Genomic DNA, 24,382 nt, shown 5'->3' on the forward strand with positions numbered 1-24,382 from the left:
TGCAAACTCCACCATAACGATGAACCCGGTGGCCACCAGCGACGCCGCATTCCGGGGTGGGGCATGCCCCACCCCGGAATACACCATCGCCTACACCGGAAATTACACCACGAGCGCGGACGCTAACTCGATGCGGCCCAACAAACCCAGCCGCGCCAGAGCCTGGGCCTATCCGCCGGCGAAACCGTGCATCTGTGCCGGGCAGCCGCGTCGGTTCTGGCCGGTCTGTCGGAACGGCAACTGCGCCTCGCCGGGGAGAACTTCTTTTCCTATTTCGAGGTTCGTCACGAACTGCTGGAACTTCGCGCCGAGCAGGTCGAGCGGCCGTCCGAAATCCAGGTCGTGCCTGCGCGCCTGCGGGAGATCGGCCTGCACCTGCAGGACAATGCGCGGCTTGACGCACCGGCTCCGCTGGATGCGCGGCTTGGCTGGATTGCCGAAACCCTTTCGCTCGATGCGGCGGAAACCCTCCTTCTGGGTGTAATCGTCCGGGTGGCGCTGTTCGACAGTTGGCGCCAGTTGGCTGGCACGGCCCCCTTCAATGCCACCAACCCCAATTGCGATGTGCTGGCCCTGTTGACGGGCCTCTCCCTTGTCGAAATCGACGAGCGACTGGCGCCCGGCTCGCGGCTCGTGTCGAGCGGCATGGTTGTCGATGAGAACGACGGCGAATATTGCGCCAGCCGCCTGCTGATGCGGATCGCCCGTTGCCCCGCTACGGATCCGGACACGCTCCGGCAGCGGATCATGCCGCCCGCGCCGCCTTCCTCGCTGTGCTGGGAGGACTTCGACCATATCGGGCCGCTGCGCGATCTGGGCGGGCGCGTGATCGCCTCGGGCCAGCCGGTCAGCATCCTGCTGCATGGCCTGCCCGGCACCGGCAAGACCGAGTTCGCCCGGCTGCTGGCCGATCGCGCGGGCCGACGGGCCGCGTTCGCGGGGCTGGCCGACGAGCGGGGCAACGAACCGACGCGCTACGAGCGACTGGCGCACCTGAGCCTGCTGCGCGCGCTGGGCGCCCGATCGGCCGATGCGCTCATCATCGTGGACGAGGCGGACGATGTGCTCAGGCGGTCGGACACCCGTCAGGACGGTGGCTCGAAGCAGTGGCTCAACCGGCTGGTCGAGGAGCCCCAAGTGCCGACGATCTGGATTCTCAACGATCCCGATCTGCTCGATCCGGCGCTGGTGCGGCGGATGACGCTGGCCATCGCGTTCGATACGCCGCCCGTGCAAACCCGCGCGCGCATTGCCGCGCGGGCGGCCGAGGCGCAGGCGCTGGCACTGGACGAGGCGGATCTGGCCGATCTCGCCACGCTGGAAGCGGAGCCGGCGGTCATCGCGGCGGGAATGCAGGTGGCGCGGCTGGCCGGTGGCGGCGTGGCGGAAGCGCGCCTTGGCGCGGAAAGCGTGCTGAAGGCGCTTGGCCGGATGCGGACGACCGCTCCACCGCCCGATGCGTGTTATGATTTTACCCTGGCCGCCGCCGATTGCGATCTGGCCCGCCTGGCGGATCAGCTTTGCCGGGCGCACGCACGCGGGTGGAGCCTGCTGCTGGCGGGGCCATCGGGCACCGGCAAGTCCGCCTTTGCCCGCCACCTTGCCCTGAGGCTGGGGATCGCGGTGGAGGAACGGCGCGGCTCCGACCTGCTGGGCCCCTATGTCGGCGAAACCGAACAGCGGATCGCCGCCGCCTTCGGCCGCGCCGCCGAACGCGGGGCCATGCTGCTGATCGACGAGGCGGACAGCTTCCTTTTCCGCCGCGAGGCCGGGCAGCGCAGCTGGGAGGCCGGCATGGTCAACGAGATGCTGCGTTGGATGGAACACCTGCGCGCGCCCTTCGTCGCCACCACCAACCTCGCCGACCGGCTCGACTCGGCCATGCAGCGCCGCTTCACCCTGCGCGTCAATTTCGCGGCCCTGACGCCCCGGCAGGCCCAGGCCCTGTTTGCAGCGCGATTTGGCATGGTCGCACCCGCCGGCCTGATGGCGCTGCACGGCCTCACCCCCGGCGACTTCGCCGCCGTCCACCAGCGCGCCCGGTTGCTGGGGGAAGATAGGGCGGAAGTGCTGGCGCAATGGCTGCGGACGGAACTCGCCTTGCGGGAGGGCAATGCGCGACCGATCGGGTTCCAGGTGCAGGAGTCGGCAATGCGTGAGGCGGTGTGCCTCGAACGCGCTGTGCAACCCCGGCAGGCCCGACTATTCCCCCAACGGTAAACTGTCTGACGCGCAAACGGGCTGCCCGGGCAGATGGCTGAAAGAGGAAGGCGGATTGAAATGACCGAAGACCCCGAAGAGAATATGATCTGCGACGTCTGCGGCGCTGAGGGGCCGGCGATGGTTGCGGCCAGCGGCCTCGGGCCCGCATCCTTCGCCTATTGCCCGACCTGTCTCGACCGCAATGCCGAACCATTCATGATGGTGGCAACAAGGGTCTGCTTTGCCGGCGGTCCTATCAACGGCGACCTTGAGGAACTGGCCGATGTCGTGACCTACGCCGACGGGCGCTATCTCGGGCTTGACGCCGTGCTCGCCAGATACGACGATGAACTGGAAGCCGAGATACGCGAAATGTTCTTTGGGTGAATGGGTTAGAACCGTCAACGGCAGCCCTACAGGACTACATTGACTTGATAATGCGATCAATTTCATCGTGCAGCCTGACAGGCGAGGCCACATCCACATCTCCCGCCCACGCAAATAAATGCTCCGCCAGCTCCCGCAAACCTCCTGCTCGGAACCGGACCAGCATCGAGCCATCCGCCTGCATTTCCACCGTCTGCTTGCGATGGAATCGCCAGCCGCGTGCCCGTTCCACCGCGTGCGGGCGGATGCGCAGGACGATGTCATGCTCCTCCCCGCGCCAGATGCCGAAGCTGTGCGACATCCATTCATCGAGGTCGAAATCGGCGGGGATCACGCCCGGCCTGTCGCTGGGTCGCGCGTTCTCCATGCGGTCCAGGCGATAGAAGGCGGGCGGCATGGCGTTGTCGGGCAGCTTGCCGATCAGGTAGCTGAGCGCGCCGTGGACCAGGCCATAGGGGATCACCCGGCGCCATTCGGCCGTGTCCTTCCCTTCGGCTCGGTAGTCGAATTCCAGCATCGTGCCCGCCATGATCGCCTGCTGGGCGGCGGCCAGCACTTCCGGGGCAACAGGCACGCCGGGGCCGGCGGGCACGAATATCCGCTGCGCTTGGGCCAGCGCCTCGAAATCCGGCGCCGTGCGATTGCGGGTCGGCCCGTCGAGCGCGCCGCGCACCTTGTTCAGCAGGCTTTCCAGCAGGTCGGCCCTCGCGCCCTGCCCGGCCGAGCGCAGGCCGGCAGCCTCGGCCTGGAGCGCGGCCAGTTCTTCCGCAGTGGGCGTGGTGAACATCCGCCCCAGTTTGCCCACGATGCGCCACCGCTTGATGCGGCCTTCGGCAAGCGGCTCAAGGTCGAAGTGCAGCATGATCACGTCGCGCAGGCGTTCTGCCGTGCGGCGGTTGACCTCAAGATGCAGGGCCATCTCGTCGAGCGTCATTCCCTCCGGCGCTTCGACAAGCGCGTGGACGAGCGACAGCAGCCGGTCCAGTTTGGCCATGCGCTGGGTCAAGGCGCGGCGCTCACAGGCCCGTGCTCCCGCCGCCGGACAGCGATGAGAAGCGGTAGATGATCTTCCGGTTCGGCATCGGGTTCGAATGCGGCCCGACGAAAACCCAGATTTCATCCCCGCTGATTTGCAGGCCGTGAACCTTGTCCGCCGAGGGGTACAGGTTCAGGCAGGGGATATGGCGTTTCATGGTTTCGCCGGGCCGGATCACTTCCAGGCGATTGTTGCTGGCATCGTATAGCGCGTAACCGGTCATCAAGAACTCCTGGCGATCCGCAAACAGGCAACTACACCATCGCAACACGATCCGGGACAATTGACTTGCGGGCAAAGTTATCCTGCGACCAATTCTGTCGCCTGTGAAGCTGGTTTTTCCGCGTGCGCCCGATATGCTTGCGACGAAAGGGGCCATGCCATTGCATCCAAGCGATTCTGATAGCCTGGAGACTTGCGCCAACCATCGCGGGCGGGAGGCGGCGCGCCATGTTTGAAGGCGTCTGGCTGCGGATCGGATCAGGAAGAATTTCGGGGTGCCAGCCGCTCTCGATCGCGCTGCTTTCCAGCCTCTATGCGCTTCCCGCCTTTCCGGATGCCCCCCTTCGCGACATTCTCGCGCGACAGGGAGACGGCGTGCCCTGGGCGGCAAGCTTCGCCATCGCGCCGGAGCAGACCGCCAGCGCGGTCGCGGGAATGCTGCGCACGGTGATGGCGGCGACCCGCGATCTGGAGCCCGGCGGCGTGGATACCTCCGCCCTGCCCGAAGGCTCCCGCGCCCGGATGCACCTCGGGGCGCTGGTGGGTCTGTGGGCGTCCACGCCGGAAGCCGTCTCTCCCGAAATGCGGTCGATCAGGGCGTTTCTCGGCTGCGGCCCGGAGGATGCGCTTCAGCCACTGGCGGTGATATGGGATCGCGATGCCGCCGGTCTTTCGCCGCTGGAACGGTGTGTGCTGGAACGGCTGGAAGCCCATCATGGCATCGTCGGCCCGTCCGACCCGGACTATTGCCGCCTGATTGCCGACCGGAAGCTGGCCGCGGCCCCGGCGACCACCCTGCTTGGCCATGTTCAGCGCAACCTGCTCGATCCCGCCGCCGCGCCGGTCGAGGCGGACGACAGCCTTGCCGTGCTGTCGGTGCGCGACAGCCTGACCGAATGCGAGGCCGCCGCCGCGATCATCCAGCACTGGCTCGCCAATGATCCCGGCCTGCGAGGCGGCGATATCGGCATGATCATCCCCGATTCCGGCGATCATGCCCTTTACCTGGAGGAAGTGTTCGCGCTCGCCGGCCTGGCGCCATCATCGCTGCCCGGCGTGGCGCGCCAGCGCAATGTCGGCGCGGAGGCGGTCCTGCTTTTCGTGCAATGCCGCCGTCGCCCGGCGCCCGCCATGGCGCTGGCCTCGCTCTATGCCTCGCCGGTGCTCGGCTGGCCGGTTCAAACAGGTGCGCACCTCGCGACCCGCGTGATGGACGGCGATTTCAACCCCCGGCTGGCCAATGACATCACGGGCAAGCAACGCGAACTGTTCGACCTGATCCGCGCACCCGCGCCGATCTCCGCCAAACAACTGGCGGGCCAACTGCGCAGCTTCGCCCAGTTGCTTTCCCGCGACGAGAGCCTGCTGGATGCCGTGCGCGAGGCACGCGGCCAGATCGCGCGCCTGACGGCCGTGCTGGACAGTGCCCCGGATGGCGGCGAACCCGACTGGGAACGCGTCATCAAGGAAGCGGCCGCCTACCAGGACGGAACGGTATCGAGAGGGCCGCATTTCCTCGGCGGCGTGGAAATCCTGCGCAGCACCGAGCGACCGCCCAAGGTGTTCCGCAAGCTGGTGGTGCTTGGCTTCAACGATGGCGAGTACCCGCGCCCGCCGGCGGGCAACCCGTTCTTCCTCGACAGCGAAATCGCGCTGATCGAGGATGCGGTTGGCCTGCCCCTGCCATCGCAGGCGCATCAGTTGCGGCGCGCCCTCGACCTCCTGACCGCGCAGCTTGGGGCGGCATCGGAACAGGTGGTGCTTTTGCTGTCGGAACGCAGCCGCGAGGGCGCCAGCCTTGCGCCATCCTCCAGCCTGCCGCTCGTCGCCCGGCTCATGCGGGGGATGGACGATCCCGGAAAGGCGGTCGTCTCGCTGGACCGTGCGGAAGGAACAATCTGGGACCGCTTGGTAAGATGGACGCCTCGCACGGACATGAAGCCTGCCGAAAGGCCGGCCGTGCCCGAGTTCTTCGAGCTTGGACGAAACCTGCTCCACCTGCGAACGGACGCGCAAGGCGATCCCCGGCCGCAAAGCCCGAGCCGGCTTGAGAAGTTGCTGGTCAGTCCGCTCGCCTGGCTGCTGGATGAACTGGAGGCCAAACACATTCCCTGGCAACCAGAACAGCTCAGCGTGGCGCTTCGCGGCTCCCTTGCGCACGAGGTTTTCGAACGGCTTTTCGTTCCGGGATCGCCATTGCCGAGCGATCCCGAGATAGACGCGCGCGTTCCCGATCTGCTGCTTGACCGCATCAAGACTATCGCTCCCTTCCTGCAGGCCGCCGCCTGGGTGGTGGAGCGACGCACGCTGGAAGCCGAAATCGCTAAATCGGCCAAACACTGGGCGCTGGTGTTGACTGCGCTTGGCGGTGAAGTGGTGGGCAACGAATTCTGGCTTTCCGGAGACATTTTCGGCCACCCCGTGCGAGGCAAGGCGGACTGCCTCATCCGCCTGCCCGACGGCCTTCCGGTGATCGTCGACTACAAGAAAAGCGGCACGGCAGGCCGACGCAAGCGGCTGGAAGCACAATGGGACTTGCAGGTCGATCTCTACCGCAAGATGTCGGCCAGCGTTGACGAACGCAGTTCCGCCGAAGTGCTGGGCATCGCCGATTGCCTTGCCGCGTGGCCAAGGCCGCCGGCCGTTGCCTACCATCTCCTCAACGATGGCGGCGTGTTGATCAACGGGGCCGATGATCTGCATTCGCCCCATGTCGAAGTGATCGACGGTGACATCGCTGGCAATGCCCTGGCCCGGATCGAGTCCCGCTTTTCCCACCTGAAAGACGGCCTCCTTGAATCCAATACGATAGAGGACGAGAAATTCTACAAGACCAAGGCTTCGCTCGGCGTCTACGCGTTCAGCGCCAGCCCGCTCGTCAAAGCATTCCTGCGCGACAGTGCCATGCCATCCGACATCATGGGGAGCGCGGACGATGAATGATCTTTCGATCGTTCCGGCCGGTGCGGGCGCTGGCAAGACCCACCATATCCAGGAAACCCTGACCCGCTGGGTCCGCGAAGGACAGGTGAGGCCCGAGCGCATATTGGCGGTCACCTTCACGGAGGCAGCCGCAGGTGAGTTGCGCCAGCGAATCCGGGCCGCCCTTATCCGGGATAACAACCTCGACGCCGCCCTTGCCGTCGATCGGGCCTATGTCTCGACCATCCACGGCCTTGGCCGCCGGCTGCTGATCGAGCACGCCTTCGCCAACAGCGCGTCGCCCCAGCAGCGCCTGATTGCGGAAGATGAGCAGGATCTGCTGATCCGGAGGGCCATAGAGGAAAATGACGATCTGAACGAGCTCAGCCGGAACCTTGGCGCGTTCGGATATCGCGGCAGTTTCAATTCGGACGACACGCAGGAGGACAGCTTCCGCAAGAATCTGTTGCAGCTCATCGCGCTGCTGCGAACCCTTGGCCCAAGGGGTGCAGATCCCTCAATGGCGGATTTTGCCGAAGCCTCCATCAGGGAAGGCTATGGCGCGCCGATGGGCAATGCGGACGCACTGGCCGACAGCCTGAAATCGGCAATCGACGCCTTGCTTCGAGACTTTCCGAATTCCCTGTCGTCGCTGATGGAGAGTGATGCGGCAAAGCGCGATTTCCGGGAGAATTTCAGCTTACTGAACGCAGCGAGGAACAGCCTCGCCAAGGGCGAAAACGACTGGCGGCTGTGGCAGAAGCTGCGCGGGCTGCGCCTGTCCAAACGCGGCAGCGCGACGCCCGATGGATACGATGGGCTGGCCGAGGCAGTCATGCTTGCCGCCAATCGGCTGGTCAGCCATCCCGGCCCGCTGGACGACGCCGTACGCCATGCCCGCGCGCTCGTCCAGGGTGCCCAGGCGGCCATGGCCGATTACGAAGCACGCAAGCGCGAACTGGGCGTGATCGACTTTTCCGACATGGTCACCAACGCGGCCAGCCTGCTGGCCGACAACCCTGCCGTACTCGACGCGATCATGGCAGAGGTCGATTGCGTCATCGTGGACGAGTTCCAGGATACCAATCCCATCCAGTTCACCTTCCTCTGGAACCTGGCCCGATGCGCCAGGCATGCGCTGATCGTCGGCGACACGAAGCAGGCCATCATGGGTTTCCAAGGGGCCGATCCGCGCCTGACCGAAGCCCTGACCCGGCAGTATCCGACGAGCCCGCTCCAATACAACTGGCGCTCCGATCCACGGATTCTCGCCTTCGTGAACGCCCTTGGCGACCAACTGTTCGCGGCTGATTACGCTCCGCTCACGGAAACGAAGAGCAGGGGGCAGGACCGCGCGCTGGAAGTTGTTTCGCTCGCTGTGAAGCGCGGCGCTCGAACCGGCGGGAAGCCCCAGCATTTCATTGCCGAACGGGTGCGTGCCCTGCTCGATGATGAGGGTGTCACCATCGTCGATCGCTATACCGACCAGCCACGTCCACTGGAGCCGAGGGACATTGCCATTCTGTGCCCGACGCACAGCCTGTGCCGTTCCTATGCCACGTCCCTGAGGGAGCTTGGCATCGATGTCCGCGTCGCCGAAGGTGGCTGGTGGGCCAGCCCGGTCGTTCAGGCGGCGGCCTTTGCATTGCGTTTCGCGGTCGATCCCCAGGACGCGCACGCCGCGCTGTGCGTTGCTACGCTGGGGCCTGCCGCGACGCCTCTTGCCGATGCCCTGAAATCCGTCGCCGAACATGGCCGGGTAATTCTCTCCGAACTGGCGGCGCTGGAAGCCCTGTGGCCCGCATCGCTGACAGCGCCCGTGAACCGCCTGGTGCACGAGGTCATCCGGACCGCCGGCTTGCGGGAATGGTGTGACAGGCTGGATGATCCCGCGCAGATGCGCGCCGATCTTCTTCGCTTCGAGGCCGAGGCATCCCATTTCCTCGATGCGCATCGCGATATGCGCGAAGCATCCGGCTTCTACGGCCAGGGCGCCCTGGTCTTTCTGGGCTGGCTGGAACGCAAGGTCGGCAATCCCGACGAGGACCGGCGTCCCAATCCATCAGGGAACGAGGCTGACGGCGCCGAAGTGGTCACCTGGCATGCGTCGAAGGGACGCGAATGGCCGATCCTGATTGTCTGCGGCCTGGATGACAGTCGCGAGCCGCGCGCGGGCCAATTCGGCACGGTCTTCCCGGATTTCAGCGATCTGGATCGGGTCATCGATCTGGCGGAAATCGCCTATGCGCCTCAATTCGCCGCGCCGGAAGCGACCGAAAGGTTCCTTGCCGGGATGCGACCGGAGGCGGAGAGGACAGCGCGTCGTCTGCTCTATGTTGCCCTCACCCGCGCGCGCGATCGCCTGATCATCGAATGGCCGGTCGTTACCCCGCCGAAGGAAGTCCCGCCACCGATCACCGCCTATGGCATCATGACGGAACAGTGCGGCGTGGCCGTGGCCGGGAACACTATCGACATTGCCGGTGCCTCGTTCCCGGCGGCCAATCTCGTCTGCGACGCCGCCATCCCGGACTCGTTCGATGAGCCGCGCGGCATGGGCGCCGGTGCGCGTGGATCGCGCTCACCAAGACATTCCATCCAGCCCGCCGCCGGTTCGGAAGGTATCGAGGCGGTTGGCCCATCGAAGGCCACTGCCACGACCCGGCCAATCCCCACGCCACTGGAAACCTTCGAAGTAGGACCGGGCGTTCGCCTCGATGGTGGCGAACTCGTGCTGGCAACCGACAAGGGTACGGCGGTTCACGAGGCCTTCCGCATCCTGCTGCAACGACCGGAATTCAGGGATCGGGTCGGACCGCACTGCCGACTTGGCGCAGCCGAGGTTGACCTTCTGGCCGCCCAGGCGGACGGTTTGCGCGAAGCGCTTTCATCGCGGGGCTACACCAGCCTGCATGTCGAACAGCCGCTGGAAATCGCGCTTTCCGACGGCGGGACGCTGACGGCGATCATCGATCTGCTGGCGGAAAGTGATGACGGCTTCCTCATTGTCGACCACAAGAGTGGTCCGGTTCCCGATGCTGATGTCCGCTACCAGTCCTATTGGCCCCAACTGGCCGCCTATGCGGATGCGGTGGCGGGTCTGGGTATCAAGCCGGTCCGGGCAGCCGCAATCTTCTGGACGGATACGGGGCGCCTGACGATTGGCGATGTGCATCAGGGGTGAGGCGCCTGAAGACCATGCGGGACTCCATGAAGCGCGCCGGGTCGGGGCGGAGTGCCCTCCTTGAGCGATGACGACATGCTCGAAGGCGCTTTGCGCTGGCTGACCAGCGAACGCGACGTCGCTCTTCATAACGGGCAGGAGATTGGTCCCTCCTTGAGGCGCGTGGCCAAACAGGCCGGCGTCTGGCACCCGGAGCGGATTCGGATAGCCCATGTTGCCGCCCTGCCGGAACCTGCCTGCCCCCGGCTTCGCACGCGGATGCTGGCCCTAGGCATGATGGATGCCGGCATTGTCGGCATGACGCTGGGGTATGCCGTTCTCGTGCGGCATGGCCACGCCACGCCGCGCGTCCTTTCCCATGAATTTCGGCATGTGCAGCAATATGAGGCGGTTGGGTCGCTTCGGACCTTTCTGGCCGAATACGTGCGGCAGCTCATCGCATATGGATATGCGCAGGCACCGTGGGAATTGGATGCGAGAGCGCACGAGATGAGCGGGCGCTGGCTATCCCACTCCATCAACGCTGACGAGGTCGAACCCCAGCCGCCGCTTTGAAAAACGATGAGAATCGTTGGAGCAAACTGAGTCAAGGGATCTGGCAACATCTCCCGCCGCCAGATCCGCACTCATCCAATCCGCGTCCTGGCCGTCTTCCGAAATACCACGCTGCCGATGCCGGTCAGCGCTAGCACAACGGTCAGGACGTCGGCTTGGGTCAGCCCTTCGGGCAGAATATCAAGCGCTGCGGCTACGCCCCACAGGCTGCCGATGACGCCGGTCCAGATGGCCTTGGAGGCCCACCAGGGTTTCAGATCTTCCATGTCGCTACTCCAATAAAAAGCCCGCTAGCGTAGCGGGCGGTCGGGTTGGTTATGAGGACGGCCAGTCAAGCCTCGTTGATGGAAAGAACGCCATTGGCCGCGAGCTGGACCGGCTTCGCGGTGGCAGGCGCCTTGCGGTAGGTGGGCCGGCGAATGGCAATGCAGCGGTCGCTGGCAATCCGGGTGATGGTCACGCCGTTGGACTGGTTGCCGCCCAGGACATGGTAGGCGCCGTAATCCTCACCGACATAGAGCCCGACATGGCCGGAACCCTGCGCGCGGCGGAACACCATGATATCGCCCAGCTGGGCCCTCTCTGCCGGTTTCCCGAACTTCGCCCAGTTGCGCGCCCAGAGCGGACCTTCCACCACCGGCTTGCCTGCGCGATTTGCGACCACGGCCATGAACAGCCCGCACCACGGAATGGCGTCGTCATTGTAGACTCTGGCGAGGCCGGTTTCCTTGGCCCAGCCGAGGATCACGGGATTGTCGGCCGGCCCGGCCACCTCGAAGGTGCCATAGAGCTTGCGAGCCTCTTCCAGCATCCTGGGCAGCGGGCGCAGGTCATCGATCCAGCCATAGGCCAGTGGCAGCGGTTTCATGGATATCTCCCGGGAGGTTAGCGGCCGGACAGGCCTTTGACGGTGGCGTAAAGGACGGCGAGCGCCGTCGCGAAGGTCGACAGCCACTTCACGAACCGGACCATGCCGGTCGCCGTATTCCAGGCCTCAAGCAGGTCCTTCAGCTCCTTGCGGACCGCCTTCAGGTCCTCCTGCATGGCTTCGAGATCAGCCCGGATCAGGGCAATCTCGACGGCGGAATCGCGATCAGGATGGTCTGCCATCAGCGCAGCCTCCCGATGATGGCGATGTCGCCGGCAGCCGCATCGAGGGCATGCCCGGCCGGCAGATCGAAGTCCGTCTGCTTCTGCCGCACACCGGTGGCGTAATGGACGAACAGCGCCCCGCGATCGAGCAAGTCCGGTCCGGTCACCACCTCGAAGTGGTACTGCACGCCTGGCGTCCGCCGGAACTTCTGCACCACGCAGCACAGCGTGAAATCGTCGTGGAAGCGCCGGGTGAACTCGCCGGCCGGCAGATAGCCGCCGCCGTTCTCGACATTGTGGCATCCGGGCGTCCAGCGCTGGGTAATCGGTCCCTTGGGACCCTCGAAGACGTAATCAGCCCATCCGTTGATGGCGACCGAGACATGCTCGCACAGGCTCCATTCCACCCCGGCGTCGTACATGTCGGCGATGGTTGGGTTGAGCCTGGGCGGTACGAACTCCAGCATCGGCCAGAGCCGCCAGGAATTGGCGGCCCGGCGGAAGGTGAACCCGTTCTTGAACACCCCGTAGTTGATGTCGAGGTCGTCGTTGATGGCGATCACCTCGTCGGTGACCGTGGGCCGGCGATCTGCCTGCATCGCAGTTTTCCTTTTAGCTGACCGTGACCGACACGACTTCGCGCACGACGTGGGTGCCCGACTGGCCGCCCGAGGTGCCGATCGCGGCGCCACCCTGCGTGGCGGAGAGGTTGAACGTGTCGGTCGCGGCGTTGATGACGAAGTAGGTTGTGTTGGCGAGGATCCCGGTCGGCAGCACCCCGCTGGTCGTGAACTGGACCCGCTTGCCGTTGGTGAGCCCGTGCCCTGTCGCGGTAACGGTCGCAGGACTGGCGATGGTGATGGTGGCAGCACGCGGCAGCATGCTGGCGAACGGGTTGCCGCTCAGCGCACCGAAAGCCTGGTAGGACGTGATCGGGTTCTTGTAGCCGTAGCGCGTCCCGGATCCGGAGCCAGTGAAGCTGATCGCCGCGCCGCCCGGGGTGGCCGCGATCTTGAATGCGCTGGCGCTCACCACCGACTGCACGAAGTATATCGTGAACGCCGTGATCCCGGTGGGCATGCCGCCGGTGCAATAGAACTGGACCGGATCGCCAACGGCGAGGCCATGCGATGTCCAGTTGATATTGTTGGTCGGCGAAGGGCTGAAGGTGATCCCGGTCACGTTGGTTAGCCAGGAGACCGAGCCCGCACCCAGTGTGAAGTTCGTGCCGTTGATGCGCAGGCGCTGCGGGACCGGCGTCGCATTGTAACCGTCGATGCCGATCAGCGTCGTCGAGGTGCTGGCGTAAAAATCGTAGCTGTGAACCAGCGCGCGGATGGTGCGGCCCTGCCAGGTCGCGGGTGCGAAGTTGCCGCCGGACAGGTTGGAAAAGTAGCCACCGTCAGCACCGTACTGCTCGACCGCGCTGTATTTGTCGGCCCACTGGTAATAGTTGACCGGCAGCGCGACCTGCTGCCCGCCGCTGCCAGCGCCCAGCAGGGTCATGAGCACGCCGGCCATCAGTTGAGACCCGCCCCGGTGATGACCCAGGTGGTCGCCGCGACCTTGACCAGTGTCGCCAGCCCATAGCCCTCGAGATTGCGGGTTCCGGTGTTGGCGGTGCCTGCCTGGCGCAGCGTATCGGTGGTTATCGATATGGTCTGAACTGTGGCGCTGTTGTTGTAGATGGCGATCGTCGCGCCGATCGGAAACGCGACCGAGGCGTTTGCCGGAATGACGATGCCGCCAGTGGTGATGCTGATGTGCTTACCATTGTCGGTCAGCGCCAGCGTGTAGGCCGCAGTCTTGCTGTTCTGGGGAATGCCCCGGAAGCCCATGCTGGTAGTAGCAATCGTGCCGCTGTCGCTGACCGTGGATGCGGCATTGAGCGCACCGCCATTGATCGTCGGGCTGGTCAACGTCTTGTTGGTGAGCGTCTGCGTATCGGTGGTGCCGACCACCACGCCAGAAGGCACGGCTTTGCCGGCCCAGGAGGTCAGCGTCACATTATACGCCTGGACGTCGGTACCGATGGCAAGACCAAGGTTGGTGCGCGCCGTCGCCGCATCCGGGGCGCCGGTACCGCCACTGGCGATGCCGATGGAGCCGGTGAGTTTCGTGGCGGCCAGCGATGTGATCCACGCAGGATCGGCATAGCTGCCGGTGGCCAGCAGCGCATTGGTGCCCTGCGAAGGCGCGGCCAGCGCCACCGTCCAGGCTGCGATCGTTCCGCTGCCGCCGGTCATGCCGACATTGACGACGAGCGCGCCGCTACCGCTGGTATAGGCCGTGATCTGGCCGTGCATCCAGTTGGCCGGCGACGCCGTGCTGGTGATCGTCACCCACTGGCCGACGACAAAGGCCTTGCCGGTCTGGACCGTCAGCGACTTTGAGCCCGTGCCGATCGCAAGGCTGGTCGTGCTGGTGGCATTGGTGCCCGGCGCGTTGACGGCCGTCGCGGCGCTGGCCGCCGCGCTCGCGGCATAGCCGTTGGTCTCGGTGGCGAGCGCATTGGCCTGGGTCACGAACGTCGGCAGCGCGCCGAGGAAGGCTTCGGCGCGCACGTTGAAGTTCGCCGCATCCGTCCGGGACGGCGGCGTTGGCAGGGCAGTGATGGGCATGGGAGCTCCCTTGGGAGGATTACGCCAGAAAGATCAGGTGAGCCCCTCGATGGTCAGGCTGCAGTAGCTGACCGTCGGGTAGGCAAGGTCGATCGAGAACTCCTTGTAGAAACCGTAGACGGTCAGGCTCTCGAAGGTCTCGGATCCGATCCAGAGGACCGGGGTGGCGCGGAGCGCCGCAAGGTTGCGATGCACGTCGTCGACCGCATCGGTCGGCATGACGACCCGGGCGGTCATGCGCTTGGCAAAGGCCCGCTCCACAACCGAGACCACGCCGAACTGGTCGGCTTCCTTGCGGCTGTAATCGATGATGCCGATGTCTACGCCGTGCTCGGTGTCCCCCAACGACAGTTGTCGCCCCAGCAGCAACGACCCGCACGACACGATATCGGCCGGGTTGTCGCGGACGATGGTGACGGTGACGACGCCATTGGCGTAAACCGGCACATCGAGGAACAGCAGGCTCGATTTGCGGCCGATGGGCTCGAAGAACCAGGAGAACCAGTTGTCGATGGCGTTGCCGCCGAGGTTGAAGCTCTGGGTGCGGCTGTAGTTGGTGACCCCGCCGACACTGAGCGTGACGGTGGCGCTTTCGGCATCGGTGTCGATCAGCGCCACGGCATCAATGGCACCCGGCGCCAGCACGGCCTGGAGCGAAGCGGTTCTTGTGGTTGCCGTGCCGACCCGCGCATCGAACATCGCCCAGCGGTTGGTGGGACCAAGGTCCAGCCACTTCGTTGGATCGGTCGCCGGGTTAACCCCGGTCGAGGCACCCAGCGCCTCGTAGCGCCGGTGGGTCGAGGCGAGGATCACCCGGTTGCCGGTCACGTAGGCCGTGCCGGCATTCCAGGCGGGATGATCATTCTCGGCAACCGTGCTGCTCGACAGCATGGCGTCGCTGATCTCGATCGGGCGGATCAGCTTCATGCGGCAGTCCTCACCGACAGGGCGTCGCCATCCGGAGTCACCCGCTCGAGGATCCGCGCCGTCTTGGTGGTGCCCGAGGCGATCGTGGCCGAGGCAATGCGCTGTTCACCGCGCAGGTCCGCCACTTCCTGCCGCAGCGCCCGCACTTCATCGAGCAGCGCCGACTGGCCGTCGTTGGCCGGATTGGTCGCTGTGCCCATCTGGTTGGCGGCGAACTGCTCCCACCAGCCGGGCGCGCTGGATGCGGCCGCGCCTGCATCGGTGGCCGTGCCGCTCCCGGCGGCCTGGGTGATGATCGCCAGCGTCTGTTCCAGACTGGCCGCCGTCAGGCCCTGCAGGCGCGCGAGATCCTCGGACGACCGGGCGGTATTCGCAGCAACCGACAGCAGCGCCTGGCTGAGACCCGGCAGCGCCTTGGCGGCTTCCTGGTCCCCACCGCGCGCCAGCATCGAGGCATTGTCGAACGCGGCGAGCGCGCGGGCGTAACTTTGGGGGCCGGTCTCCATCACACCCCGGATCCGCTTGATCTCCGCAATCAGTCCATCGGTGATCGCCGCCCAGGCCGAGCGCAGTTTCTCCGCGGCGCTGGCTGCCGCTTCGGCTGCCTGCCGCTGGTCCTCGAGCGCCCAGATCTGCTGCTGCAGCGCACGGTTGGAGGCGTCGAGCTGGGCAAGGTCGAGCGCCCGCAGCGCCGCGGTATCGCCCTGCAATTCCAGCAGGCGGCGCTCGAGCGACAAGCCTTCGTCAGTAATGGCGGCTGCGCTGGCCGCATCCTGTGCTGCGCCCACCAGGTCCGCGAACGCCGGGGCCAGCTGGATCAGGGCGACATAGGCCGCGCGCCCGGCCTCGGTGGTGAGGTCCTGGGCTTCCACCAGTGCACGGAAGCCCGCGATACTGTCGGGCATGGCCAGCCCCATGCTGGCGAGCGCAGCGGTCATCTGCGCCGTGCGCGCGGCGGCCTGTTCGGTGCCGGTGTAGTAGAGCGAAAAATATTCGCCGGTCGCCGCGGTCATGTCGCTGACCGTGCCGAACAGCTCGACCAGGTCCATCGAGGCGGCGATCGTCAGGTTGGTCGAGCGCCCCAGCATGGTCATCGCGCTGGTGACCGCTTCAACGCTGGAGGCAACGCGGATCAGCGTCTCGAAATAGCCTTCGCCAACCTTCTGGAACTGGTCGAGCCCGGCAATGGCGTAACGGGCGAGATTGTCGGCCGCGGCGCCGAACACGGCCGCCAGCTTCTCCTGGATCTGCGCGCCGGTCAGGCCCTTCAGGTCGATCTTGCCGATGTTGATGACGAAGCTGTCGAGCCGGGCCTGCACCTCGTCGAGCGACAGGCCGAGCGGGCCGGCAGCGGCCGAGATGGCATCGTAGAACCCGGTGAAGATCAGCGAGAACTGACGTTCCAGTTCGGCACTCGCCTCGGAATATTGCGTGCTGTAGCGGGTGCTGGTCGTGATCCCGAGGAACTTCTTCTTTTTCTGGATGTCGGTGTAATACTGCCCCTGGAACCCGCCGGCTATGATGCCGCCGAGCGACTGGGCACCGCCATAAATACCCTGGCCGGTGATGGTGGTCTTGGTGCCGAACAGCGAACCGATCAGCTTGCCGATCGCGCCTACGACACCGCCCAGGATGCCGCCGATCACCGGGATCTTGTCGAGGACTGATCCGACTTTCTGCATCGCACCGCCCAGGATGGCGGTGACGCCGGTCGGCTTGAACCCGGTCTGCACGCCGGCAGCGAGATCCTCGGCGCCATTGGTGCGGATGATGAGATTGGTGAGCCCGCCGATATTGGCCTCGATGCTGCGCAGCGACGCCAGCATGGCCGCCGAATAGCGCATGGTCAGGGTGTCGACCTCGCGCAGGTGATCGATGGCTTTGGTAATGCTCTCGGACTTGGCTTCCGCATCGCCGAACACCGTGCCGGTCCCGTCATTGGCAGGGTCCAGCTTGGGCCCGCCGCCGCCAAAGGCGCCGCCGATCGCAACGCCCAGCGAAGCGATGACCCCGGCCGTGACCGCGCCAGCCGCGATGTTGAGCGGGAACGGCAGCGAACGGATGGCGTTCACGACAGCCTCGACCGCCTTGATGCCGGTGGTGATGATCGAGTTGCCCTGTTCGACACCGGCCCGGGCCGTATCGGACGCGGCCATGGCGGTGTCCGAGGCGACCTTGGCAGTCGTCTGCGCCCCGATCAGACCAATCTTAACCGCGGCGTTTTTGATCGCGACGGCCAGCTCATAGGCCCGGAAGGCCTTCTCGGTTGCTTCCAGCGCCTGGAACCCCTTGGACCCTGCCTTGAAGAAGCCCTTCGCGGCGCTGGCGAGATTGCCGTAGTGGTTGATCTCCGCAGCCGCCTGCGCAGCACGCGCAGCCGCATACTGGAACGAAGCCCGACCATATTCGCGCTCGGCCTCGGCGATGCGCTGGGTGGCAACCTCCTGGTCCGCAGCATAGCGGGCAAACTCGGCCGCAACCGCGCCGATCGCACCGCCGACACTGCCGAAAGCTTCGGCCATGCCCTGCGCCGCAGTCTGGGTCTGGTCCGCCATTTCCTGGAGCGTATCGAGATACTGCTCCTGTTCCTTCAGGCCGAAATCATGCTCGATCAGCTGGGTGCGCGCCGCGCGATAGCGTTCCCACGCCTCGACCCCGCGCTCGAGCACGATCTGCTCGCGCTCGGCTTCGAGGTTGGCCAGCGCCTGCGCGCGGGCCGACTGGCCCAGCAGCGAGAGCTGCAGTTCGAGCGGAGCGACGGTCTGGCGCAGGAATTCCGAGGTCGCGAAGGCGCGGGTGGCCTGCTCCCAGGCCTCGCCAGCTTCGAGAATGGCAATGCGCGCGGCGTCGGTCGGGGCCTTGAGCGCCGCCATGGCGACTTCCATCCGCTTGATCTCGATCGGCGTCTTGCCGATCTTCGCGGTTTCCAGCGCCAGGTTGGCGGCGAACTCCTGCGCTGCCTGCAGGGCGCGCTCGGCTTCGCTTTCCTCGCGGCTGTTGCGGCCAGACCCAGCGCGGCCCGCCCGGTCCGAGCGATCAGCGCGGATCCCGGCAGCGTCGGCGGCGAGCCGATCGCGGGCGGCTTGCAGGGTGTTCTCGCGCCACTGGGCCGAGAATGCATCCATCATGCCCATGGCGTCACCAAAGGCCGAGGTGAACTCGTCGCGCACGGTCGCCCCCATGCGGGCGGTCGATCCGGCAAAGCTGTTTTCCATGCGCGGGAGGGCGACCGTCTCGATCTGGCTGATGGTGGCAAGGCCCACCCGGTCAAGCACCGGGTTGACCCAGCTTGCCAGCCAGTTGAGCGCGGCGATGGCCTTGTTGGCGAGATACTCGATCCCGCTGATGGCGAGATTGGCCGCGCCAACGGCGGCCTCACCGATCACGCCCGGGAGCGCTTGCCAGACAGTGCGGATCGCGCTGAACCCGCCGACCCAGCCGGCATAGATCACCGCGATGCTGAACTTGCCGACCTCGAGCACCTTCTGGAACGCCCAGACGGCCCAGTCCTTGAGGGAGGAGAACACCGGGCCAAGATTGAGTCCGTCGCTGATCGTGCGCCACAGCCCGCGCATGACGTCGCCGGCCGTGATCCCGACCGGGCCCAGCTTCTCCATCTCCTTGGCGGTAAGGCCAAGGCTCTGGGCATAACGGTCGAGTTCCCCCGACTGCTTCACGCTCGACTGGAACAGTTTGAACGCGCCGAAGGCGATGCCGGCAGCGGCGGCCGCGGCCAGCAAATAGGGATTGGTGAGCGCGGCAGCTGCCGCACTGGCAGCGAGCCCCAACACCGCCCGGGCCATGCCGCCGATGCCGACACCGGCCTGCATGGCGATCTGCCCGATCTGCGAGCCCTGCTGCATGAACACGGTCATGGGCTTCTGGCCCGATGCCAGGCTCACCACCACGTCATTCAGCTGGTAGACGAGGTTCTGCATCTGGTGACCGGCCAGCTTTGCAGAACCGCCCATCCGGGTGATGCCGCGCGTCCCGACTGCCTCGATGGCCCGGTCTGCGCGCCCGGCGGTCGCCGCGATATCGCCCATGGCGCCGCCAACCGCGCGCTTCATGTCGGCCATCTCCTTCTGGAGACGGGCAACATTGGTAATCATCTCGATTTCGAGGGTGCCGGCGCGCATGGGACATCCTCCTTCGAGCGGATCAGCGCCCGGAAGGCCTGGGAGACTTTCCGGGAGATGGTGGTGCGGTTGTGACCTTCGGCAATGTCGGTCCAGGGCGGCGGGCAATCGGGCAGCTGTGCATTCTGGCTTTCGGTGACGAACTCGACCGAGAGACGGCGGAGCAGCCGGCAGAGCCAGGGCGCGAGGTCAACGCCCATGCACGACTGCCAATGGGCGATGGTGCCCCATGACAACGGCACCGGCCCCATGGCACCGGGTTCGGATGCGCCAATGTCCATCAGGGTATCGATGATCCATGGGGCCCGGACCGGCGGCATGTCAGGGACAATGCCGTCCGCCGTCATGCGCTGGAGGCGGGTCTGCGGGTCAGGATCGTCAGGCGTCTTGCTTCCGGACTGGCGCGGCTTGGGCACGGTGCCGAGCCAGGCCAGCTGCCGGACATAGAGGCTCAGCTCGCGGCCGAGCTCGTCGTAAAATTTGCCCAGTCATTGATGTGGGCCGCGACCTGGGCCGCGATGAAGCCGATCGAGGGATCCTCGTAGGCCTTGCGGAACAGGGCGGCGCCTTCCAGCCCTTCGGCCGGTGGATAGGTGAAATGGTTGAAGCTGACCGTGCAGGCAGCGAGGAACTCGGCCTGTTCGGCAAGCTTTTCCTCGGCCGTCTGGTCCATCTTCCCGCGCTTCTTGATCTTGTCGACCAGCAGGTTCTGCTGGCGGGCCTGGGCGCGCTGGTAGATCCGCGTGCCCGGGCCATAGACGGTGATCGAGAGGCGGTTGCCGTCCGCGTCATGCAGCGGTGCGTCGTCGCCACCGACCAGTTCGACGGTGGAGGTGTCGGCGGCGGCGAGCTTGGTAATGTCGAACATGAAAGCTATCCCTTGGCTGATGATGGGTGACGAAGAACAGGGGCAGAAGCCCAAAGAGGCTGGATTGCCGGCAGACTGGCCGGCAGTGCACAGGGCCGCGCAGGTGGCCTGGCGATTTCGTGATGTTGCCTTTGCCCATGTCGACCGGCCGAACCCGGCGGCTGTGGCTTCGGCCCGCGCAGAGCTGCTTGGCGCGCTGGCGGCAACAGTACCGTCACCGCGATGCGCCGACTGCCATTTCTGGGAGGCCGTGCCCGATGAAGATGGCCATGTGCTCGGGCTGTGCCGTCGGTTTCCGCCGAGTTACGAGGGTTGGCCGATGACCGAGGGATCGGCCTGGTGCGGAGAGTTCCGTGTGGCCGTGCCAACATCAACGTCAAACGGCTGATTAAGGCGCCAGCACCTCGACCACACCGATACCGGCCGAGTTCGTGGTCAGTTCCAGCGTCACGGTGGCGGTGGTGATCTGATCGACCGATCCGACATTGACCTTGAAGCTCATGACCTGCGCCTGGAAGTAGTACTTGTCGCCGTTCTGGGTGGTGACGCAGAAGCTGTGGTCGCTGTCCGAGGTCGAAGCCGATTTCAGCAGGATCTGACCGGCATCGTCGGTATCGAGGCCCATCTGGATCGTCATGGTGCCCTGGTTGAAGCTGCCCTTCTTCTTGACGACGCCGCGGCTGCCGACAGGGTTGAAGGTGACGAGGTTGAACTCGCGGCCGAACTCGCCGAGGTCCGACACTTCACCAACCAGCGTCATGGTCAGGGCGTTGTAGCCAGTGGGATCGAAAGTCGCAGGAATGGAGGCCGACACCTTCAGGGTGGTGCCGGCGGAAGTCCGAACGGTCATATTAGCTGGTCCTTATGAAGGTGAGGCTAGCCGTGCCTCGTTGAATGAGACGCGGAAATCTTGCGTCTGCATGTGGATGCCGGTCTCCTCGTCGAGGAAGTCTGGTCCGGCGGAGTCGGTGTGGACGGTGACGTCGGTGAGCCCGTCGATTGCGGGCATGCGGTCCGCCGCTGCTGCCCGGGCTGCGCGCATAACGGCCTTGGCAGCCGGATAGCTGGCGGCGAGCACCGTCACCTGCACACGCTCGGTCACCCTGCGTTTCGGGCCGGGCGCATGGATATTGCGGTCGGTGCTGCTGACCGACATGAGCGAGATCGCCGGGAGCGAGGTGCCCTGCGCCAGCATTCCAGCGCCAATCCGCACTGCGGGCACAAGCGCCGTCACTCCGGTGTCAGCCACCAGGAGCGAACGGACCACAATGACCCCGTTCATTCGTCATCGACCTCGAGGCTGGGCGCCTTCAGGTTCCCGATCTGGACTCGGTGCGCGATGTAAGCGCCCATGGCGTTGACGGCTTCCTCGGCTTTCTGGTCCAGCGCAGGGCGCAGGAATGGCTTGGCCGCGTGGCCGGGATGCATGACTGTGGGGCCGACGAAGTTCTCGCCGATCTTCAGGCTGCCGCGCTTCACCATCTTGTTGATCGTGCCAATGCTGACCTTTCGGGGGCCACGACGGGTATTGCGCACGGGCTTGTCGGCCTCGGCGACCGAGATGAGGTGCGGCGCGACGCCATATTCGATGAACAGGCCGAGATAGGAGCCGGACCCGCGCAGCTTGACGTAGGAGCTGAGCCGGTTGCCATTTGTGCGGGTGCCGATGCCGATCGCCCGCTTGAGTTGGCCAGTCTTTACAGGAACATTGGCCTTGGCCTGCTGCTGGATCACCTTGGCTCCGGCGCGCAGCCCGCCGCGGATGACGTTGCGCTCGAGGTTCTTGGGCAGTTCGTCGAGCAGGCGCAGCAGTTCAGGGCCGCCCTTGAGCCGGATCATCATGGCGCGGCTTCTTCGCTGCTGTGCTGTTCGACAATGAGCTCGATGCCTTCGCGGCGGCCGATTTCGGCTGGACCGGACACGATCTGCAGGACGCGGGTCCCGATGATCACCCGCATGTCTGGGGTGACCCCGGCGAGATGGCGCATGCGGATGCGCGCAGGCCGGTTGGCGATGACAATGCTGTCGGCCAGACGCTCGGCCCGGCTCGGCAGGACGTCCTGCACCTCTGCCCAGACCGTGGCGAATTCCACCCAGGTGACGGCTTCGGTACCATACAGAGGGTCAGAGGTGACGGATTTGCGCTCGATCCGGATCCGGGTGTCGAGCCGGGATGCTAGACCCATCGCGCGGCCAGTTGGTTGACGAGGGTGTCGAAGGCCAGACAGGTCGCACCCTCACGGTTCTCGAACAGGGAGGCGGTCTTCACGAGGATCGCGGCCCGGGCGATCGCCAGATCGGAATGACCTTCGGCAAAACCTGCCGACAGGGTGATGGTGATCTGGCCGTCGGGTGCCAGCGTGGGCCATGATGTGCCGGCAGCTGGCCGGATCCGCATGAAGCCATGGCGCGCCCGGGCAACATAGTCGGCCTCGGGCAAGGTGACCGTCGCACCGTTGGCGGCAGTATAGGTGATGGCCGCAATCGTCACCGGCCGGACCGGCACGGTGATTTTATCGGGCCAGGCGTCCAGCACCATGGCCAGCGTCTGCGGACACACCCGCAGATCGGCGAGCCATTCAAGCTCGGCCTGGGCCGCATCAAGGTGGATGGCCAGCAGCATGTCCTCGTCATGGGCATCGAGACGCAGCTGCTGGCGTGCTTCCTCAAGCGTCACGGGACGGTCCTGGGGCGGCTCGATCGTTACAATCTCGGACATTATTCCGCCTTGGTGCGGTGCGTGGAGCCGGATTTGCGGGTGACAGCAGGGGCCGGTTCACTTCCGCCGGCCTCAACAGCAAGCCCGCGTTCGATCAGCTGTCGGCCAAAATGATCGTCGAGCTCGAAGCTCTGACCGGCAAGGATGTTGTTGGAACTGACCGAGCTGATGTGCAGGGTATCAAGGGCTTTGAGGATCATGGGTTATCCCTTCCGTTGGATGAGAGGGGCCGGAAGGAGCCGGCCCCTGCAACATCACGCAGCCGTTGCCGCGGTGGCAGCGGCAGCGAAGTCGCCCTTCACGAAAGCCTCCGGGCGGTAGACCGCGAGCGCGAGACGCTCTTCGGCCAGGACCGTCACCAGGTTCTTGCGGAAGTTCTGGTCGTCCTCGGTCGAGATCTCGACCATGGCGTCCATGCGGTCGAAGATCTGTGCCCCCAGCTGGAAGGCGCCGGTCAGGAACTTGCCCGTCGCCATCGACTGCGTTGCAACCACCGGCTGGCCCCAGAGAGTCGGCGAGAGGTTGCCCTGCGGATTGCCGATGATGAACTGGCCGGTGGTGTCCTTGAGCAGTTCGATCGCCGCCCAGTCCGACGGATGCAGCACGACGCCCGTCGACATCAGCTCGGAAAGAGCCGTCTGCAGCATGGCGAGGCGCAGGACATCGATGCGGGTGACAGGCGCCGGGATCGTGATCGGCGGCGCAAAGGCGGTGGCCTGGGTGTAGACGCCATGCAGATCGGTGCCGGTGCCGCCGCCGTTCAGCAGCTGGTTCTCTTCAACGAGCGCCAGGCCATAGGTCAGGCGGCCGTCGATGTAGGACTGCAGCATCGGCACGTCGTCAAGGATCTGGCGCGTTGCCAGAACCCAGTGGGCGATCGTGGTGACGCTGCTGGTCACGACATCGAACTTGATGTCGGTCTGCGGCTTGGTGGCACCGGCGGTTTCCGAAACGGTGGCCGCTGCATTGGTGAAGCCGGTTTCCTTCACATACTGGACGGCGTTGCTGTTGGTGCGGCCCGGGGTCAGCAGGTCGCGGACCGTCAAGCGGCGCTGGCCAGGGGTGATGATCCCCGGCTGACGATCGGGCACGATGAGGTCGCCGGCCGAGCCATTGGCATCGGTCGTAAGGGCAGAGACGATCGCCTTGACCTCGACACTGGCGCGGCCACGGGCGGTCTTGCTGTTCAGAAAGGGCTTGATCGAGTCGGACGAAACGACGCGTTCACCGATGGTGCGATAGTCGGAGCGTTCGTCATCCTGCTTCTTGCGGGCGAGCTTCTGCTCGACCTCGTCGAGGCGGGCCTTGGCTTCATTCAGCGCGGTCAGCGCCTCGTCGGCCAGTTGCTTGGTCGCGGCCGAGAGCTCTTCACCCTTGGCAGCCTTGCCCAGCGCCTCTTCAGCGATGGCTTTTACTTGGTCATGGCGCGTATCGAACGCAGCCTTCACTTCTTGCGCCAACTGATCGGCGCTCTTGGTCTCAGTCATGGGATTGCTCCGTAGGAGGTG

At 65.5% G+C, this 24,382-nt stretch carries 25 protein-coding genes; 6 read left to right on the plus strand and 19 right to left on the minus strand.

The window, feature by feature from the left end:
• Window positions 1-186: 186 nt before the first annotated feature.
• Window positions 187-2,220, plus strand: coding sequence for an AAA family ATPase (locus ABU113_RS15525; protein WP_454560412.1), 2,034 nt, complete (start codon window positions 187-189; stop codon window positions 2,218-2,220).
• A 33-nt stretch (window positions 2,221-2,253) separates the two neighbouring features.
• Window positions 2,254-2,589: a hypothetical protein gene (locus ABU113_RS15530; protein ID WP_454560413.1), complete on the plus strand. Its 336-nt coding sequence runs from the start codon at window positions 2,254-2,256 to the stop codon at window positions 2,587-2,589.
• Window positions 2,590-2,623: 34 nt separating this feature from the next.
• On the opposite strand, the gene ABU113_RS15535 is transcribed toward ABU113_RS15530, so the two are convergent.
• Together ABU113_RS15535 and ABU113_RS15540 are read right to left on the minus strand one after the other, a co-directional pair.
• Complete coding sequence (locus ABU113_RS15535; RefSeq protein WP_454560414.1) at window positions 2,624-3,583, minus strand: helix-turn-helix transcriptional regulator; 960 nt, start codon at window positions 3,581-3,583, stop codon at window positions 2,624-2,626.
• 22 nt (window positions 3,584-3,605) lie between these two features.
• Window positions 3,606-3,848 carry a hypothetical protein gene (locus ABU113_RS15540; RefSeq protein ID WP_454560415.1) on the minus strand — a complete coding sequence of 81 codons (243 nt, stop codon included), beginning with the start codon at window positions 3,846-3,848 and terminating at the stop codon, window positions 3,606-3,608.
• 227 nt (window positions 3,849-4,075) lie between these two features.
• On the opposite strand from ABU113_RS15540, the gene ABU113_RS15545 reads away from it, so the two are divergent.
• Genes ABU113_RS15545 through ABU113_RS15555 form a run of 3 tightly spaced genes read left to right on the plus strand, consistent with a single transcriptional unit; the run spans window position 4,076 to window position 10,508 of the window.
• A complete protein-coding gene (locus ABU113_RS15545) occupies window positions 4,076-6,790 on the plus strand; it encodes a PD-(D/E)XK nuclease family protein (RefSeq protein WP_454560416.1) in 2,715 nt (904 codons plus the stop codon).
• Window positions 6,783-9,953 carry a UvrD-helicase domain-containing protein gene (locus tag ABU113_RS15550; protein WP_454560417.1) on the plus strand — a complete coding sequence of 1,057 codons (3,171 nt, stop codon included), beginning with the start codon at window positions 6,783-6,785 and terminating at the stop codon, window positions 9,951-9,953. Before ABU113_RS15545 ends, ABU113_RS15550 begins: the two co-directional genes overlap by 8 nt.
• A 60-nt stretch (window positions 9,954-10,013) precedes the next feature.
• Complete coding sequence (locus ABU113_RS15555) at window positions 10,014-10,508, plus strand: hypothetical protein (protein WP_454560418.1); 495 nt, start codon at window positions 10,014-10,016, stop codon at window positions 10,506-10,508.
• 71 nt (window positions 10,509-10,579) lie between these two features.
• Here ABU113_RS15555 and ABU113_RS15560 read toward each other — a convergent pair whose 3' ends face one another.
• The 10 genes from ABU113_RS15560 to ABU113_RS15605 form a co-directional block, all read right to left on the minus strand.
• Entirely contained in the window at window positions 10,580-10,774 is a 195-nt protein-coding gene (locus ABU113_RS15560; protein ID WP_454560419.1) for a hypothetical protein, read from the minus strand.
• A gap of 65 nt (window positions 10,775-10,839) precedes the next feature.
• Window positions 10,840-11,376 (minus strand): TIGR02594 family protein, encoded by a 537-nt coding sequence (locus ABU113_RS15565; RefSeq protein ID WP_454560420.1) that lies wholly within the window; start codon window positions 11,374-11,376, stop codon window positions 10,840-10,842.
• A 17-nt stretch (window positions 11,377-11,393) separates the two neighbouring features.
• On the minus strand, window positions 11,394-11,618 hold the full coding sequence (locus ABU113_RS15570) for a hypothetical protein (protein ID WP_454560421.1): 225 nt from the start codon (window positions 11,616-11,618) through the stop codon (window positions 11,394-11,396).
• Window positions 11,618-12,199 (minus strand): hypothetical protein, encoded by a 582-nt coding sequence (locus ABU113_RS15575; protein WP_454560422.1) that lies wholly within the window; start codon window positions 12,197-12,199, stop codon window positions 11,618-11,620. Before ABU113_RS15575 ends, ABU113_RS15570 begins: the two co-directional genes overlap by 1 nt.
• A gap of 13 nt (window positions 12,200-12,212) precedes the next feature.
• Window positions 12,213-13,106: a hypothetical protein gene (locus ABU113_RS15580; protein WP_454560423.1), complete on the minus strand. Its 894-nt coding sequence runs from the start codon at window positions 13,104-13,106 to the stop codon at window positions 12,213-12,215.
• Between the two features lie 14 nt (window positions 13,107-13,120).
• Window positions 13,121-14,221 carry a hypothetical protein gene (locus ABU113_RS15585; RefSeq protein ID WP_454560424.1) on the minus strand — a complete coding sequence of 367 codons (1,101 nt, stop codon included), beginning with the start codon at window positions 14,219-14,221 and terminating at the stop codon, window positions 13,121-13,123.
• Window positions 14,222-14,254: 33 nt separating this feature from the next.
• Window positions 14,255-15,148: a hypothetical protein gene (locus tag ABU113_RS15590; protein ID WP_454560425.1), complete on the minus strand. Its 894-nt coding sequence runs from the start codon at window positions 15,146-15,148 to the stop codon at window positions 14,255-14,257.
• Window positions 15,145-19,287 carry a phage tail length tape measure family protein gene (locus ABU113_RS15595; RefSeq protein ID WP_454560426.1) on the minus strand — a complete coding sequence of 1,381 codons (4,143 nt, stop codon included), beginning with the start codon at window positions 19,285-19,287 and terminating at the stop codon, window positions 15,145-15,147. Before ABU113_RS15595 ends, ABU113_RS15590 begins: the two co-directional genes overlap by 4 nt.
• Window positions 19,257-19,634 (minus strand): hypothetical protein, encoded by a 378-nt coding sequence (locus ABU113_RS15600; protein WP_454560427.1) that lies wholly within the window; start codon window positions 19,632-19,634, stop codon window positions 19,257-19,259. Before ABU113_RS15600 ends, ABU113_RS15595 begins: the two co-directional genes overlap by 31 nt.
• A 104-nt stretch (window positions 19,635-19,738) precedes the next feature.
• The gene (locus ABU113_RS15605; RefSeq protein WP_454560428.1) at window positions 19,739-20,155 is read right to left on the minus strand and encodes a hypothetical protein; all 417 of its coding nucleotides are present in this window, start codon (window positions 20,153-20,155) and stop codon (window positions 19,739-19,741) included.
• Here ABU113_RS15605 and ABU113_RS15610 point away from each other — a divergent pair.
• Window positions 20,145-20,543: a hypothetical protein gene (locus tag ABU113_RS15610; RefSeq protein WP_454560429.1), complete on the plus strand. Its 399-nt coding sequence runs from the start codon at window positions 20,145-20,147 to the stop codon at window positions 20,541-20,543. The genes ABU113_RS15605 and ABU113_RS15610 overlap by 11 nt on opposite strands.
• On the opposite strand, the gene ABU113_RS15615 is transcribed toward ABU113_RS15610, so the two are convergent.
• Genes ABU113_RS15615 through ABU113_RS15645 form a run of 7 tightly spaced genes read right to left on the minus strand, consistent with a single transcriptional unit; the run spans window position 20,544 to window position 24,361 of the window.
• Complete coding sequence (locus tag ABU113_RS15615; protein ID WP_454560430.1) at window positions 20,544-21,005, minus strand: hypothetical protein; 462 nt, start codon at window positions 21,003-21,005, stop codon at window positions 20,544-20,546.
• Window positions 21,006-21,017: 12 nt separating this feature from the next.
• On the minus strand, window positions 21,018-21,437 hold the full coding sequence (gp17, locus tag ABU113_RS15620) for a tail completion protein gp17 (protein ID WP_454560431.1): 420 nt from the start codon (window positions 21,435-21,437) through the stop codon (window positions 21,018-21,020).
• Window positions 21,434-21,997 (minus strand): HK97-gp10 family putative phage morphogenesis protein, encoded by a 564-nt coding sequence (locus ABU113_RS15625; RefSeq protein ID WP_454560432.1) that lies wholly within the window; start codon window positions 21,995-21,997, stop codon window positions 21,434-21,436. Before ABU113_RS15625 ends, gp17 begins: the two co-directional genes overlap by 4 nt.
• The gene (locus ABU113_RS15630) at window positions 21,994-22,341 is read right to left on the minus strand and encodes a phage head closure protein (protein ID WP_454560433.1); all 348 of its coding nucleotides are present in this window, start codon (window positions 22,339-22,341) and stop codon (window positions 21,994-21,996) included. Before ABU113_RS15630 ends, ABU113_RS15625 begins: the two co-directional genes overlap by 4 nt.
• A complete protein-coding gene (locus ABU113_RS15635; protein ID WP_454560434.1) occupies window positions 22,332-22,874 on the minus strand; it encodes a head-tail connector protein in 543 nt (180 codons plus the stop codon). Before ABU113_RS15635 ends, ABU113_RS15630 begins: the two co-directional genes overlap by 10 nt.
• A complete protein-coding gene (locus ABU113_RS15640) occupies window positions 22,874-23,074 on the minus strand; it encodes a hypothetical protein (protein WP_454560435.1) in 201 nt (66 codons plus the stop codon). The genes ABU113_RS15635 and ABU113_RS15640 overlap by 1 nt, the downstream gene beginning before the upstream one ends.
• A 54-nt stretch (window positions 23,075-23,128) precedes the next feature.
• Window positions 23,129-24,361, minus strand: coding sequence for a phage major capsid protein (locus ABU113_RS15645; protein WP_454560436.1), 1,233 nt, complete (start codon window positions 24,359-24,361; stop codon window positions 23,129-23,131).
• Window positions 24,362-24,382: the final 21 nt, after the last annotated feature.

It is taken from the genome of Parapedomonas caeni, assembly GCF_041060555.1.
Classification (GTDB): domain Bacteria; phylum Pseudomonadota; class Alphaproteobacteria; order Sphingomonadales; family Sphingomonadaceae; genus CAUJIW01.